The 15327-nt window shown below is 43.7% G+C and carries 11 protein-coding genes; 1 reads left to right on the top strand and 10 read right to left on the bottom strand.

Annotation, left to right across the window (positions count from 1 at the left end):
• Nucleotides 1–135 precede the first annotated feature (135 nt).
• The 8 genes from carB to ribF form a co-directional block, all read right to left on the bottom strand.
• A complete protein-coding gene (carB, locus tag ACIH2S_RS03680) occupies nucleotides 136–3357 on the bottom strand; it encodes a carbamoyl-phosphate synthase large subunit (RefSeq protein WP_108479232.1) in 3222 nt (1073 codons plus the stop codon).
• 14 nt (nucleotides 3358–3371) lie between these two features.
• Nucleotides 3372–4535: a glutamine-hydrolyzing carbamoyl-phosphate synthase small subunit gene (gene carA / locus ACIH2S_RS03675; protein WP_108479264.1), complete on the bottom strand. Its 1164-nt coding sequence runs from the start codon at nucleotides 4533–4535 to the stop codon at nucleotides 3372–3374.
• A 448-nt stretch (nucleotides 4536–4983) separates the two neighbouring features.
• Nucleotides 4984–5805 carry a 4-hydroxy-tetrahydrodipicolinate reductase gene (gene dapB / locus ACIH2S_RS03670; RefSeq protein WP_108479231.1) on the bottom strand — a complete coding sequence of 274 codons (822 nt, stop codon included), beginning with the start codon at nucleotides 5803–5805 and terminating at the stop codon, nucleotides 4984–4986.
• A gap of 221 nt (nucleotides 5806–6026) precedes the next feature.
• Nucleotides 6027–6980 carry a 4-hydroxy-3-methylbut-2-enyl diphosphate reductase gene (gene ispH, locus ACIH2S_RS03665; RefSeq protein ID WP_132496157.1) on the bottom strand — a complete coding sequence of 318 codons (954 nt, stop codon included), beginning with the start codon at nucleotides 6978–6980 and terminating at the stop codon, nucleotides 6027–6029.
• Nucleotides 6961–7431 (bottom strand): FKBP-type peptidyl-prolyl cis-trans isomerase, encoded by a 471-nt coding sequence (fkpB, locus tag ACIH2S_RS03660; protein ID WP_036950308.1) that lies wholly within the window; start codon nucleotides 7429–7431, stop codon nucleotides 6961–6963. Before fkpB ends, ispH begins: the two co-directional genes overlap by 20 nt.
• 102 nt (nucleotides 7432–7533) lie before the next feature.
• Nucleotides 7534–8037, bottom strand: coding sequence for a signal peptidase II (lspA, locus tag ACIH2S_RS03655; protein WP_036950306.1), 504 nt, complete (start codon nucleotides 8035–8037; stop codon nucleotides 7534–7536).
• On the bottom strand, nucleotides 8037–10847 hold the full coding sequence (gene ileS, locus ACIH2S_RS03650; protein WP_108479229.1) for an isoleucine--tRNA ligase: 2811 nt from the start codon (nucleotides 10845–10847) through the stop codon (nucleotides 8037–8039). The genes lspA and ileS overlap by 1 nt, the downstream gene beginning before the upstream one ends.
• A gap of 28 nt (nucleotides 10848–10875) precedes the next feature.
• Complete coding sequence (ribF, locus tag ACIH2S_RS03645; protein WP_036950302.1) at nucleotides 10876–11814, bottom strand: bifunctional riboflavin kinase/FAD synthetase; 939 nt, start codon at nucleotides 11812–11814, stop codon at nucleotides 10876–10878.
• Nucleotides 11815–12413: 599 nt separating this feature from the next.
• On the opposite strand from ribF, the gene rpsT reads away from it, so the two are divergent.
• Nucleotides 12414–12674 (top strand): 30S ribosomal protein S20, encoded by a 261-nt coding sequence (gene rpsT, locus ACIH2S_RS03640; RefSeq protein WP_036950300.1) that lies wholly within the window; start codon nucleotides 12414–12416, stop codon nucleotides 12672–12674.
• Nucleotides 12675–12751: 77 nt separating this feature from the next.
• Here the strand turns inward: rpsT and nhaR are convergent, their stop codons facing one another.
• Together nhaR and nhaA are read right to left on the bottom strand one after the other, a co-directional pair.
• Nucleotides 12752–13675 (bottom strand): transcriptional activator NhaR, encoded by a 924-nt coding sequence (gene nhaR / locus ACIH2S_RS03635; protein WP_036950297.1) that lies wholly within the window; start codon nucleotides 13673–13675, stop codon nucleotides 12752–12754.
• 174 nt (nucleotides 13676–13849) lie between these two features.
• Nucleotides 13850–15037 carry a Na+/H+ antiporter NhaA gene (gene nhaA / locus ACIH2S_RS03630; RefSeq protein WP_430248125.1) on the bottom strand — a complete coding sequence of 396 codons (1188 nt, stop codon included), beginning with the start codon at nucleotides 15035–15037 and terminating at the stop codon, nucleotides 13850–13852.
• Nucleotides 15038–15327 lie beyond the last annotated feature (290 nt).

Raw genomic sequence — 15327 nt, 5'->3', positions numbered from 1 at the left:
CCTCACGTTACGTGAGGGTCAATCACTATTGTGCACTATTTTTCATTTATATTAATTTATTTCACTTTTTCGCTACCCATAAAAAAACCCCAGAGGCGATAACACCACTGGGGTTAATAATCAGCGAATCAGTGATTATTTAATTAATGCGTGCATCTCTTGTACAGAAATCACTTTATCCGTTGGGTCTGCGCTCAGGGATAATGCCGTCGCAAAGCCACCGTTGAGGGTTGTATCATAGTGAACTTTGTAACGCAGTGCGCTACCGCGAATGAGTTTTGAATCTTCAATCGCTTGACGACCTGCCGTTGTATTCACGATGTAGTTGTACTCTCCATTCTTAATACGGTCTTGAATGTGTGGACGACCTTCGTGAACTTTGTTCACTAAACGTGGGTTAATACCCGCTTCACCCAAGACAATCGCCGTTCCGTGAGTCGCATCTAACTCAAAACCGTGTTTCAGCAGTTTTGCTGCTAAATCAACAACTTTCGTTTTATCGCCTTCACGAACAGACAGCAGTGCGCGACCGGATTTCTTCATGGTTGAGTTGCTGCCTAACATCGCCTTAGCAAATGCTTCAGCAAATGTGCGACCAACACCCATCACTTCACCCGTTGAGCGCATTTCTGGTCCGAGGATTGGGTCAACACCTTGGAACTTGTTGAATGGCAGAACCACTTCTTTGACTGAGTAGTAAGGTGGAATGACTTCTTCAGTCACGCCTTGCTGAGTCAGTGTTTGACCCGCCATAACACGCGCGGCAACTTTCGCTAGTGGTACGCCTGTTGCTTTAGAAACAAATGGCACCGTTCTTGCTGCACGCGGGTTCACTTCAATCAGGTAAACTTCGTTGTTCTTCACCGCAAACTGGACGTTCATCAGACCGCGAACGCGTAACTCGAATGCCAGACTGCGCACTTGTTCACGCATCACATCCTGAATTTCTTGGCTTAATGTATAAGCTGGCAGTGAACATGCTGAGTCACCAGAGTGAACACCCGCTTGCTCAATGTGCTCCATAATTCCGCCAATCAGCACCATTTCACCGTCGCAGATTGCATCCACGTCAACTTCAATCGCATCATCAAGGAAGCGGTCTAATAGGACTGGCGCATCGTTAGACACACTCACCGCGGTTTGGAAGTAGCGACGCAGGTCAACTTCGTCATAAACGATTTCCATCGCACGACCGCCCAGTACGTAAGATGGACGAACCACTAGTGGATAGCCGATACCCGCTGCTTTTTCAACAGCTTGTTCGATAGTTGCAACAGTGGCGTTTTGTGGCTGTTTCAGGTTTAAGCGGTTAACCGCTTGTTGGAAACGCTCACGGTCTTCTGCACGGTCAATCGCATCTGGGCTAGTACCAATAACCGGCACCCCCGCAGCTTCTAATGCACGCGCTAATTTCAGTGGCGTTTGACCACCATACTGAACAATCACCCCTTTCGGCTGTTCGATACGGACGATTTCTAATACATCTTCCAGTGTCACTGGCTCGAAATAGAGGCGGTCAGAAGTGTCGTAGTCTGTTGAAACCGTTTCTGGGTTACAGTTGACCATGATAGTTTCATAACCATCTTCACGCAGCGCTAATGAAGCGTGTACACAGCAGTAGTCGAATTCGATACCTTGTCCGATACGGTTTGGACCGCCACCTAATACCATGATTTTTGGCTTGTCGTTGTTCGGATTGGATTCGCATTCATCTTCATAAGTCGAGTACATATAAGCAGTGTCGGTCGCAAACTCTGCCGCACAGGTATCTACACGCTTATAAACTGGATGTAAATCATAACCTTGACGTAACTTACGTAATTCAGCTTCAGACACACCCACTAAACTTGCCAGACGCGCATCCGCAAAACCTTTACGCTTCAGTTGGCGTAAGAAATCTTTAGTCAGACCATTGATTCCTAACTCTGCCACTTCGTTTTCTAAACGCACCAGCTCTTCAATTTGCACTAAGAACCAGCGGTCGATATTGGTCAGATTGAAGATACCATCGATAGATAAGCCTGCGCGGAATGCATCAGCGATGTACCAAATACGGTCGGAGCCCGCATCTTTCAGCTCACGGCGAATGCGAGTTAACGATTCTGGGTCGTCCTGGCTCACTTTCGGGTCGAAACCTGTTGCGCCCACTTCCAGACCACGCAGTGCTTTTTGCATAGATTCTTGGAATGTGCGACCAATAGCCATCACCTCACCCACTGATTTCATTTGGGTGGTCAGACGGTCATTGCTTCCTGCGAATTTTTCGAAGTTAAAACGAGGGATTTTGGTCACAACGTAGTCGATAGACGGTTCAAATGACGCAGGAGTACGACCGCCTGTGATGTCATTCATCAGCTCATCGAGAGTGTAACCAACCGCTAATTTTGCAGCGATCTTAGCAATTGGGAAGCCCGTTGCTTTTGACGCTAGTGCGGATGAACGAGAAACACGTGGGTTCATTTCAATAACGATTAAGCGACCATCTTTCGGGTTAACAGCAAACTGAACGTTAGAACCACCAGTTTCAACGCCGATTTCACGCAGTACTGCCATCGAGGCATCACGCATGATTTGGTATTCTTTATCTGTCAGTGTTTGCGCAGGTGCGACGGTGATGGAGTCACCAGTGTGAATTCCCATTGCGTCGAAGTTTTCAATGGAGCAGACGATAATGCAGTTATCTTTCTTATCGCGAACTACTTCCATTTCATACTCTTTCCAACCAATTAACGATTCATCGATTAATAATTCGTTAGTTGGAGATAAATCTAAACCACGAGTACAGATTTCTTCAAATTCTTCGCGGTTATACGCGATACCACCACCGGACCCCCCCATGGTGAAAGATGGGCGAATGATACACGGGAAACCAACGTCATCAGCGACGGCATTAGCTTCTTCCATTGTGTGTGCGATACCTGAACGCGCTGTGCCTAAACCGATTTTTTTCATCGCTTTATCAAAGCGCTGGCGGTCTTCTGCTTTATCAATCGCGTCCGCAGTCGCACCAATCATGGTCACGCCAAATTCAGCCAATACACCTTGGCGTTCAAGCTCAAGGGCACAGTTCAGCGCGGTTTGTCCACCCATGGTTGGTAATACTGCATCTGGGCGCTCTTTTTCAATGATTTTGCGTACCACTTCCCAGTGAATTGGCTCGATGTAAGTTGCATCCGCCATTTCTGGGTCTGTCATGATAGTCGCTGGGTTCGAGTTCACTAGAATAACGCGGTAGCCTTCTTCTCTAAGAGCTTTACACGCTTGCGCACCTGAATAGTCAAACTCACACGCTTGGCCGATAACAATCGGGCCCGCACCGAGGATCAGAATGCTTTTAATATCTGTACGTTTTGCCATTTTCTTTCTCCCGATTATTTTGCGTTTGAACGTGGTGTGTTTTGACGGTATTCGTTGATTAAATCAATGAAGTGGTCAAAAAGACCTGCGGCATCATGAGGACCAGAACTGGCTTCTGGGTGACCTTGGAAACTGAATGCAGGTTTATCTGTGCGATGGATACCTTGCAAAGTGCCATCAAACAGCGATTTGTGCGTCACACGCAATGTGTCGGGTAGTGTGGATTCATCAACCGCAAAACCGTGGTTTTGAGCCGTGATCATCACCACATCTTTATCTAAATCTTTAACTGGGTGGTTAGCACCGTGGTGACCAAACTTCATCTTCACGGTATTGGCACCACTTGCTAATGCTAGCAATTGGTGACCCAAGCAAATGCCAAATACGGGGATTTCAGTTTTTAAGAATTCTTGGATAGCGTTGATAGCGTAGTCACAAGGGGCTGGGTCGCCAGGGCCGTTTGATAAGAAAATCCCATCTGGGTTCATCGCTAACACCGTTTCTGCTGGTGTTGTTGCCGGAACGACGGTTAAGCGGCACCCACGGTCAACTAACATACGCAGAATATTGCGCTTTGCACCAAAATCGTAAGCAACAACGTGTAATGGCAGCTCATCTTCTTTGCTTGCTGCTGGTTGCCCTTCTTCTAAGTTCCAAGAGCGTTGAGTCCAGCTGTAAATCTCTTTGGTGCAAACTTCTTTTGCTAAATCTAAGCCATTTAAACCTGAGAAGCTGCGTGCTTTTTCTAAAGCCAACGCCGCATCTGGGTTATCCCCTGCGATGATACAACCGTTTTGTGCGCCTTTTTCTCTTAACAGGCGGGTTAATTTGCGCGTGTCGATATCCGCGATAGCCACCACATTGTGGCGTTTCAGATATTCAGACAAGCCTTCCTGACCACGAAAGTTACTGTAAATTAATGGTAAGTCGCGAATGATAAGGCCTTGAGCGTGTACGTTAGGAGATTCTTCGTCATCAGCATTAGTGCCGACATTACCAATATGGGGATAAGTGAGAGTAACAATTTGGCGGGAATAGGAAGGGTCAGTAATTATTTCTTGATATCCGGTCATTGAAGTATTGAAAACGACTTCTCCAATAGCGGCCCCTTCAGCACCAATGGCACGCCCGTGGAATTGGGTTCCGTCTTCCAGAACCAATATAGCTGACTTTATCAAAACATCCTCCGGAGAATAATCAATCATATTTTTTGCATATTGATTCAGATTTTGCGATCTAAATCAATGCCAAAATGAGTTTTTAAGCAAATTTTTGGCAAATTGCGCGCATTCTAATGATGGGATAGAGTCTTGTCTAGAAAAAAATGCATTTTTTTCACTTTTAGCTTACTTTTTTGCATTCTTACCTATTTTTTCTATAGAAGGCTAATGAAATAACTATTCATGGGTAAAAACGCAAACGGTTAATAGCGAAGAAAAGTGCAAAATGGATAATAGCGCAGACAAGGGAGGATCTAAAGTGCAATTTTTGAGTAAAAAAGAGAAAAAATGACACAAAGATAATAGAAAACAACGGATTTAATTAAATTAAATAAATAGATTACGATAAATCAGAGGCTTCAATCGAAGCCATCTGATTTTAAATGGAAATTTATTTTATAAAAAACTACAAATCATCAAGATTAAGGACATCTTTCATATTGTACAACCCATCTTTCTTGGAATTAACCCAAGATGATGCTCTTATCGCGCCTTTAGCAAAGGTCATACGACTGGAAGCCTTGTGGCTTATCTCTACACGCTCGCCAATATCAGCAAACATTGCAGTGTGCTCACCAACAATATCGCCAGCACGTACAGTAGCAAAACCAATCGTGCCCGGCTCACGCTCTCCGGTATAGCCTTCACGTGCATACACCGCACACTCTTTCAGATCTTTTCCTAATGCATCCGCGATAGATTCCCCCATCGCCAGCGCAGTGCCTGAAGGGGCATCAACTTTATGACGATGATGGGCTTCAATAATTTCAATATCAGTGTAATCTCCCATCACTTTCGCCGCTTTTTCCAGTAATTTCAGCACCAGATTCACACCAACGCTAAAGTTGGCAGCGAAGACAATTGGGATAGATTTTGCGGCTTCAGCAATGGCCAATTTTCCTTGTTCATCAAATCCTGTGGTCCCAATGACCATGCCTTTTTGGTGAGATTGGCAGAACGCTAAATATTGTAAGGTACCTTCAGGACGGGTGAAATCAATCAGTACATCAAAATCATTAACAACAGAATCTAAGTGACCAACGACTTTCACACCAATTTGCCCAATTCCCGCCAGTTCACCCGCATCAGTGCCAATAAGCGAAGAGCCTTCACGCTCAATAGCTGCACCAAGTTGAATTCCGTCTTGTTCTTGTGCTGCTTGAATTAATTGGCGCCCCATGCGCCCACCCGCACCGACAATCGCAACGCGTACAGTTGAATCTGCCATTTTTGATCCTTTCGTAAATATTGAGGCGAAAACCAAAATAAAATCTTGGTTATACCTTAAAGAAACTTGAATCGGGACGCCAGCACTAATCTGGAGATATTAATAAAACCGTAGAGAGGGGGATGATTATCAGAAAAAATTGTATTGATATGGAATGGGATGCTAAAAAAATAGAAAATAGCAGCGACCAAACCAGCCGCTACTATAATAAAATCAATGTATTAGTTAATTTCTTTAACGTCCACACGCAGCTCTTTTGGTACTTCAAAAACGATATTTTCTTCTCGCCCTTGTAGCTCAACCACGGAGTCGGCACCCAGCTCTTTCAGTCTATCAATCACTTGGCGGACTAAAATATCTGGCGCGGATGCCCCCGCAGTCAATCCGATAATTTTCTTATCTTTTAACCACTCAGTTTGAATATCTTCAGCACCATCAATCAGAAATGCGGCCTTCCCCATTCGAGAAGCTAATTCAGCTAAACGGTTTGAGTTGGACGAGTTTTTCGAACCAACAACTAGCACGATATCGGCTTTTTCCGCGAGCTCACGCGCCGCTTCTTGGCGGTTCGTGGTCGCATAGCAAATATCGTCTTTACGCGGTCCAACAATATTAGGGAATCGACGGGTGAGCGCATCAATCACATCGGAGGTATCATCCACTGAAAGCGTCGTTTGCGTCATAAAGCTCAGGTTGTTTTCATCTTTTACCTGTAGCTTCCAAACGTCTTCAGGGCTTTCAACAAGATACATTCCCCCTTCAGGGTTATTGTATTGCCCCATTGTCCCTTCCACTTCAGGATGTCCTGCGTGACCGATTAAAATCGCTTCTTTGCCTTTACGGCTTGCGCGAGCCACTTCCATATGCACTTTAGTCACTAATGGGCAGGTCGCATCAAATAACATGGTTAAATCGCGGGAACGGGCTTCTTGGCGAATGGCTTGTGAAACGCCATGAGCTGAGAAAATTAGAATAGAGCCATCCGGAACTTCAGAGATTTCTTCAATGAAGATAGCGCCACGCTGGCGTAAATCGTCAACCACATAGCGGTTATGCACCACTTCATGGCGAACGTAAATCGGTGCGCCATAAATTTCTAAGGCGCGTTCAACAATACTGATTGCACGGTCAACACCCGCACAAAATCCACGAGGATTAGCCATTAATATTTGCATGGTGACTCTCCAATTGTGGGTCTATTTCTAGCACTTCAATTTCAAAGGTAATTTGTTGCTCAGCAAGAGGATGGTTAAAATCAACAGTAATTGATTCCCCTTCGATTGCTTTCACGACGCCCGGCATTTCGCTCCCATTCATGCCCGTAAACAGCATGATGGTACCAATTTCAGGGATCCCCGTTTCCATAAAATCACGCAATGAAAAGTATTGCACTAAGTCTGGATTATGTTTCCCGAATACCGTATCCCCAGCTAAGGAAAATGTTTTCTTTTCACCTTCAGATAGCCCAATCAGTTGCGCTTCTAATTCTGGCGACAGTGAATCATTTCCAAGAGCAAACAACGCAGGCTTTCCTTGTGCGTGAGAAGAATCTGCCGTGGAGCCATCTTCTAATTTCAGAGTGAAATGCAGTAAAACAGAACTCTGCGCCTGTATTTGAGTAGACATAATCTAAACCTGTTTTTTATCATAAAGTTCAGCCCGACTATCGTCGGGCTGAGATGATTAATATGCAATATTGGGTTTTATCAACCTATCGCACTATCTGTTCTATTTAGCATCTTGCTGTTTGGGTTTATCCGGCAAAAAGCCTTCAAAAATCACCAATGCCGCACCAATACAAATGGCCATATCCGCCAAGTTAAAGGTCGGCCAGTGCCAGTTGCCAACATAAAAATCAATGTAGTCAACCACAAAGCCATGCACTAAACGGTCAAATAAATTACCGATCGCACCACCAATAATTAACGCATAAGCAATATTGCTCAGGCGTTTTTTCACACTTTGGCGATACATCATCACCATTAACGTAATGGAGATGGCAATAGCTATTCCAGCAAAGAACCAGCGCTGCCAGCCGCCTTTATCCGCCAGGAAACTAAATGCCGCACCAAAGTTTTGAGCGTACATAAGGTTAAAGTACGGAATTAAAGGGTGTGGATCGTACAGAGTCAGCTCTTTTAAGACCAATTGCTTAATTGCTAAATCTGCAACGATAATCACAACCGTCAGCCACAGCCAACGCAAACCAGTAGAACAAATAGGTGTCTTCATTAAGCAAACTTACGTAATTCACCGTTTCCGGCTACGTTAGTCACACAGCGACCACAGATTTCAGGTTGTTCTGCCGCTGCACCAATATCACTTGCATAATGCCAGCAACGAGGACATTTTTCCCCAGCCGCTTTACTGAAGGCAATTTTCAGGCCTTTCAGTTCACTGTCTTGTGCATCCGCAGGCGCCGTTGCAATATCAGCCACATTCGCTTGAGATGTTAACAGCGCAAAACGCAGTTCATCGCCTAAGCTATTTAACTTAGCAGCTAATGTGCTATCCGCATATAACGTTACCGAAGCTTCTAACGAACCACCAATGTGCTTGTCTGTACGCGCTTGTTCCAGAACTTTGTTCACTTCGCCACGTACGGCTAACAGTTCAGACCAGAAGCCATCATTCATCGCTTCAGATTCGTCTAAACCAAATAAGCCGTTATACCACTCTTCAGTGAGAACGAATTGAGCGCGTTTGCCCGGTAATTCGTTCCAGATTTCATCAGATGTGAAGGACAGAACCGGTGCAATCCAACGAACCAACGCTTCCACAATATGGAACAGTGCAGTTTGGCAGCTACGACGCGCAACGCTATCACTTTTCGCGGTGTACTGGCGGTCTTTGATAATATCCAGATAGAACGAGCCCATCTCGATAGAGCAGAAATGCATTAAGCGTTGGATAACACCTAAGAAATCATACTCATCGTACGCTTTCGTAATCTCTTTCTGTGCTTCTAATGCACGACCAACCGCCCAGCGATCTAACACCACCATATCTTCTGGTTTCACCATATCGGTTTCTGGGTTGAAACCATTTAAGTTTGCCAGTAAGAAGCGCGCGGTATTACGGATACGGCGATAAGAGTCTGCTGCACGTTTTAAAATTTCATCAGATACAGCGATTTCGCCCGTATAGTCAGTTGATGCCACCCACAGACGCAGGATATCAGCGCCCAGCTTGTTCATCACATCTTGCGGACTCACTGTATTACCTAAAGATTTAGACATCTTACGACCTTGACCATCAACGGTAAAACCGTGGGTCAGAACTTGGCGGTAAGGTGCTTTGCCTTTCATCGCAGTAGACAGCATCAGAGAAGACATGAACCAACCACGATGTTGGTCAGAACCTTCCAGATACATATCTGCGGAGTTACCATGGAATTCAGGACGAGCATCAACCACAGCAAAGTGGGTGGATCCTGAATCGAACCAAACGTCTAAAGTGTCTGGTACTTTACGATAAGTTTCAGCATCAGCGCCCAGCAATTCAGCAGGGTCTAAATCCCACCATGCTTGGATACCATCAACTTCAACGCGCTTAGCGACTTCTTCCATCAGCTCTAAAGTACGCGGATGTAGTTCTTCAGTCTCTTTGTGCACGAATAACGACATTGGGGTACCCCAAGTACGTTGACGTGAGATACACCAGTCAGGGCGGTTTTCAACCATTGACTCGATACGTGCACGCCCCCAACCTGGGATCCACTGAACAATGTCGATCTCTTTCAGAGATTGTTCACGCAGACCGTTTTTATCCATGCCGATAAACCATTGTGGTGTCGCACGGAAAATAACTGGGGTTTTATGGCGCCAGCAACATGGATAGCTGTGAGAGATAGCTTTCTTGTACATCAATAAGCCTTTCTCGTTCAGAATTTCCAGCACCACATCATTAGCTTTGAAAATAAATAAACCATCTAAACCTGGGTAAGTATTTGGCAAGAAGCAGCCATCTGGACCCACTGGGTTCGCTGTTTCTAAACCATATTTTTGTCCAACAACATAGTCTTCAGGACCATGACCTGGCGCTGTATGTACCGCACCTGTACCCGCATCTAGCGTAACGTGGTCACCTAAAATTGCAGGCACATCAAAGCCCATAAATGGATGAGCAAAACGAAGTAACTCTAATGCACTACCTTCGCACTCGCCTAATACTGTCCATGACTCAACACCGACAGTCTTCATGACTTCTTCAACTAAGTCAGTTGCTAGAATGACTAAATCACCATTCGCATCCACCAGAGAGTATTTGAACTCTGGGTTCAGAGAGATTGCACGGTTAGCTGGTAACGTCCAAGGCGTTGTCGTCCAGATCACTAAAGATGGCGTTTTATCGCTAGAAACACCAAATTTTTCGCAAACGGCTTTGCTATCTACCGCAGGGAAGCGAACGTAGATAGATGGGGATGTTTTGTCGTAATACTCGACTTCCGCTTCAGCCAATGAGGAACCACATGCTGTACACCAGTGAACGGGTTTTGCCCCTTTCACTAAATGACCATTTGCAACGGTTTTCGCCAGAGCACGGATGATGTTCGCTTCGGTTTTAAAATCCATGGTCAGGTAAGGTTTGTCCCACTCACCCAACACACCTAAGCGGATAAAATCAGCTTTTTGCCCTTCAATTTGCTCTTTGGCATATTCACGGCATTTTGCACGAAATTCAGCGGCGGAAACTTTTTCCCCTGGTTTACCTACGATTTGTTCAACTTTGTGTTCAATAGGTAAGCCATGGCAATCCCAACCAGGGATGTATGGGGAATCAAAGCCCGCCAGCCCTTTGGATTTAATAATAATATCTTTGAGAATTTTGTTTACTGAGTGACCAATATGAATACTGCCGTTAGCATACGGAGGACCATCGTGCAGAATAAAGGTTTTCTTGCCCGATTTTGCTTTACGGATTGCCTGATACAAACCTTCTTTGTACCAGCGCTCTAACATCTGTGGTTCGCGTTTAGCGAGATCGCCACGCATTGGGAACCCTGTTTCTGGTAGATTCAGGGTATTTTTATAGTCACTCATCGATTCTCAGTTCCAATTTTCCGCTAAATTATCTGATTCCAATTGCTGCGAGATATTCTCTGGCTGCAACTACATCATTAGCAATTTGCTCCTTCAGCGCGTCCAACGAAGCAAACCGCTGTTCGTCACGTAATTTTTTACGTAACACAACATCAATATGACGCCCATATAAATCCATATGTGCATCAATCAGATGGACTTCTAACTGGGTACCTTTTCCAGATACCGTTGGACGTGTGCCAATGTTTGCCACGCCCGGTACAGGCTTATCGCCCAGACCATGAACTTCTACAGCATACACGCCAGTCACCGGTGTGACTAAACGTTTTAACGGTAGGTTTGCTGTCGGAAAACCTATCGTACGACCTAGCTGATTACCGTGAACCACACGCCCACTAATGCGATATGTGTGACCTAATAAATTTTCAGCTAATGCCAGATCGTTGTTTTGTATCGCTTTACGGATCGCAGTGCTGCTGACGCGCACACCTGAATCACAAAAGCTTTCGGTGTCTGCGACTTCAAAACCAAACTTTTGACCGGCTTGCTGTAAAAAAGAAAAATCCCCCATCCGATTTTTTCCGAATCGGAAATCATCACCAATGGCGAGATATTTCACACCGAGTTTGTCGACTAATAAGTCAGACACAAAAGCGTCTGGCGTTAATGAGGCAAAATGCTGGTTAAATTCCACACATAATAGATAATCGACCCCGCTATCAGCAAGGTACTTCACTTTATCTCTTAGGCGTGTCAAACGCGCAGGAGCCTTATCACCCGTAAAAAATTCAAGGGGTTGTGGTTCAAATATCATCACAACAGTTGGTAAACCTAACTGTTTACCCTTGAGCTTCAAATTTTGAAGTAATACTTGGTGCCCACGATGAACACCATCAAAATTACCAATAGTCAGTACGCAACCATGATGGTACGACCGGATATTTTGTATACCGCGAATTAGCTCCATAACTGGCTCAATACCGAGGAAATTGCAGGATTATACCTTGTACGACGCATAAGGTTAACCTAAGTTCGTAAAAGCTTTCATTAAACCCTATTTTTTTGATCACTACACTATTTAATCAGATGATTTTACACTGCTAAGCATCTTTCTGCACGACACCGCGCTGCTGAATCTGATCATTGTCCATAGGCAAATCAAAAAAGTTTGGATAACCAATAGATTATCAATACAACAAATTGACGCGGAGATCTCTAAAAATATTTAATTTTTATAGTTTTCTTATCATCCATTTTGTATAACAAACTCAAGTGTACAAAAAACACTCTAGTTATCATTCAATTTCATCTTAATGAACGTTTGATATCACTAAAAAAATTTTTTCTGAAAAATGATTTAAAATATCTTCTATCAATTATGCTTTTTTTCACGCGCAGATCTGTATTCTTCTGATATTTGCTGGTAGAATCTTGCACCATTCACAACGCATTGACATCGAAGTACACGATGTTTATTTGCACAAATCCATTGACAAATGAAGGGCGAAAGGGCATATTCCTTGACCTTTAAATTGTCCTCAATAGAATACATTTGGGAGTTGGACCTTGGCTAATATCAAATCAGCTAAGAAACGTGCCGTTCAATCAGAGAAACGTCGCCAGCACAACGCTAGCCGTCGCTCTATGGTACGTACTTTTATTAAGAAAGTTTACCTTGCTATCGCTGCAGGCGATAAAGAAGCAGCTCAGAAAGCATTCAATGACATGCAACCTCTTGTTGATCGCCACGCTAGCAAAGGCCTGATCCACAAAAACAAAGCAGCACGTCATAAAGCTAACTTAGTTGCTCAAATCAAAGCAATGTAATTTCGCTTCTTGATTATAAAAAACCGGCTTAGGCCGGTTTTTTTGTCTGCTAATTTCTTGCCTCACACTTTCGTGTTCTAAACTTTCTGTTCTAAATTATCGAACGGCGCAGAAAATAACTCAGAAAAATCTTTGTTACAGACACGTTGTACTGCTGGGTGCTGGATCATTCTTTCCGCAAAAATCACGTAATACTCTTCTTTAACACTATCTAAGCGGCCAATTTCCTGCACTTCATTATCAGCAAAAATATCTTTCGCATACAAAGATGGCGCCACGAAAATGGCATTGTGATACATTCCGAATGCTTTCATTAATGCAGCATCATCAAATTCACCAAGTACTTCAACTTGTAGGTTTTTATTGCGGATCCATGTTAATAAATGGCGACCAAGCATCGAACGACGCCCTGGAATTAATAACCTGCGCTCTTCTAGACATTCAGGGAATGGTTTCTTCGGTACTGGCTGACGGCAGAAAAAACTGACGCTGCATTCGCCTAATTTAACAGAGAACAGCCCCTCTTGTTGTGAAGAGTCCACAGGGCAATCCGATAAAATCATATCCAGCTTGTGCTGGCTTAATTGCTCCAGTAACAGCTCATGAGTTGATTCAAAGCAACGTAAATGAATTTGCTCATGTTCTACAACTGCTGTTTCTAGTACACGGCTGACTAAACGTTTCGATAATGCGTCAGCCACGCCCACATCAAACAGTAGGTTAGATTCTCGGCTGTAGTTGACGATATCCAGCATTTCTTGGCTGAGCATAAACATTTTGTCAGCATAACGAAAAATCAGTTGTCCCAGCTCTGAAGGCACTAGCCCCCGACCTTGGCGTTTAAATAATTTTCCACCTAACCGTTCTTCGAGTGCTTTAATTTGCCCAGTAATTGTCTGTGGAGTCAGGTAAAGAGCCTCGGCAGCACCGACAACAGAGCCTTCTTTGCAAACATGCCAGAAATAGTAAAGGTGGTTAAAATTAAGATGTGAAACCCGCATATCGATTCCTTTTGTATCGCCAATAATGACCGCAGTGCATAATGACCATACGCTTTACCCGTACCCCGTAATCGGGAGTTATAAGTTAAAATACCCGCAGTATGCAACTCATACCGCGGGCATATCATAGAAGATTAACTCGAAAATTCTTACTAATAATTACGTCTATTATGTTTATTTTGCATCACTGTGCGAAACTTTTGGTTTCGGTAACACTACCCTTAACATAAAGTACCCTAACAATGCAGCTGTTGTTGAACCGATTAAAATGCCCAGTCTCGAGTAGGTACTATACACTTCATCAAGCCCTTCAAAAGCGAGCCCGGTGATAAAAATAGACATAGTAAAACCGATTCCACAAAGCACAGAAACAGCAAACACTTGCTTCAAGTTAATCGATGCTGGCAATTTAGCCAACCCTACTTTTACCGAAATCCAACTAAATAAGAAAATACCGACTGGTTTGCCCAGTATCAAACCCGCTGCGACACCAAGTGGTAATGGGCTCATTAAACCATCAAAGGTGACGCCATTGAGCTGTACGCCTGAATTTGCAAATGCAAAGATAGGCAATATGAGATAAACAACCCAAGGGTGCAGCACATGCTCTAATTCTTCCGACGGTTTTGTATTATTAGTCCCTCTTAATGGAATTAAGAAACCAACAATCACTCCTGCCAGAGTGGCATGAACACCTGATTTCAGAATACAAACCCACAAGATTAGGCCTATCACCAAATAAGCTGCCGTATTTTCAACTCGTCGCCAGTTCATTAGACACAGTATTGCCACACACAGTGCAGCTAAACTCAATGCGACGACAGAAACTGAGCTGGTATAGAAAAAGGCAATGATCACAATGACACCAAGGTCATCAATGATAGCTAATGCCAATAAAAATACTTTGAGCTCTGTAGGAACACGCTTACCCAATAACGCCATCACACCCAACGCGAATGCAATATCTGTTGCTGCAGGGATAGCCCAACCTTGACGAGTAATATCGTCAGCACCATTGAACGCTAAGTAAACTAACGCTGGTGCAATCATTCCACCCACAGCCGCAATTGCCGGAAATATCGCTTTATCACGTCCCGCCAGGGATCCTTCCAATAACTCGCGCTTTACCTCTAAACCAACAACCAGGAAAAACACAGCCATTAAGAAATCATTAATCCATAGAATCAGAGGTTTATCTAATTCAAATGTTGAGATTTTAATGGCTACCGGAATATCTAAAAATTGCTGATAAGATCCTTGTAAAGGCGTATTAGCCATTATTAAAGCGACAATGGCAGCAATAATTAGGAGTAGCCCTCCTGCTGCTTCTAACTTTAAAAATTTACGAATAATTGCTGTCATATGAATAACCCCAAAAAATACTTTTGAATGTTAATATTATGATAATCATTAATTCGTAAAAAATCGTTTATTTATCCATTAATGATCGTAATTTCCGAGTATTTAACAATCGAGATCACGACGAATGATAATAAATCGTTAATTTAACTATAGGCAACTATTCTAAAAACCAACAATAAATTTACTGAGTAAAGCGCTTTAAATATTCAACTTTTTTAGAGACTAATGAAAAATGACCATTATCGATAGTCCAAAAAATCGTTTATTTTTTTATTTTCGAAGCCCTTCGC

Source organism: Providencia lanzhouensis (assembly GCF_050469745.1).
Classification (GTDB): Bacteria; Pseudomonadota; Gammaproteobacteria; order Enterobacterales; family Enterobacteriaceae; genus Providencia; species Providencia lanzhouensis.
This window is presented reverse-complemented; position numbering and strand designations above follow the sequence as displayed.

Bases quoted from the DNA above. Each gene is read 5' to 3' on its own strand.
- carB (WP_108479232.1), bottom strand. From the start codon at position 3,357: ATGGCAAAACGTACAGATATTAAAAGCATTCTGATCCTCGGTGCGGGC.
- dapB (WP_108479231.1), bottom strand. From the start codon at position 5,805: ATGGCAGATTCAACTGTACGCGTTGCGATTGTCGGTGCGGGTGGGCGC.
- ispH (WP_132496157.1), bottom strand. From the start codon at position 6,980: ATGCAAATATTAATGGCTAATCCTCGTGGATTTTGTGCGGGTGTTGAC.
- fkpB (WP_036950308.1), bottom strand. From the start codon at position 7,431: ATGTCTACTCAAATACAGGCGCAGAGTTCTGTTTTACTGCATTTCACT.
- lspA (WP_036950306.1), bottom strand. From the start codon at position 8,037: ATGAAGACACCTATTTGTTCTACTGGTTTGCGTTGGCTGTGGCTGACG.
- ileS (WP_108479229.1), bottom strand. From the start codon at position 10,847: ATGAGTGACTATAAAAATACCCTGAATCTACCAGAAACAGGGTTCCCA.
- ribF (WP_036950302.1), bottom strand. From the start codon at position 11,814: ATGGAGCTAATTCGCGGTATACAAAATATCCGGTCGTACCATCATGGT.
- nhaR (WP_036950297.1), bottom strand. From the start codon at position 13,675: ATGCGGGTTTCACATCTTAATTTTAACCACCTTTACTATTTCTGGCAT.
- nhaA (WP_430248125.1), bottom strand. From the start codon at position 15,037: ATGACAGCAATTATTCGTAAATTTTTAAAGTTAGAAGCAGCAGGAGGG.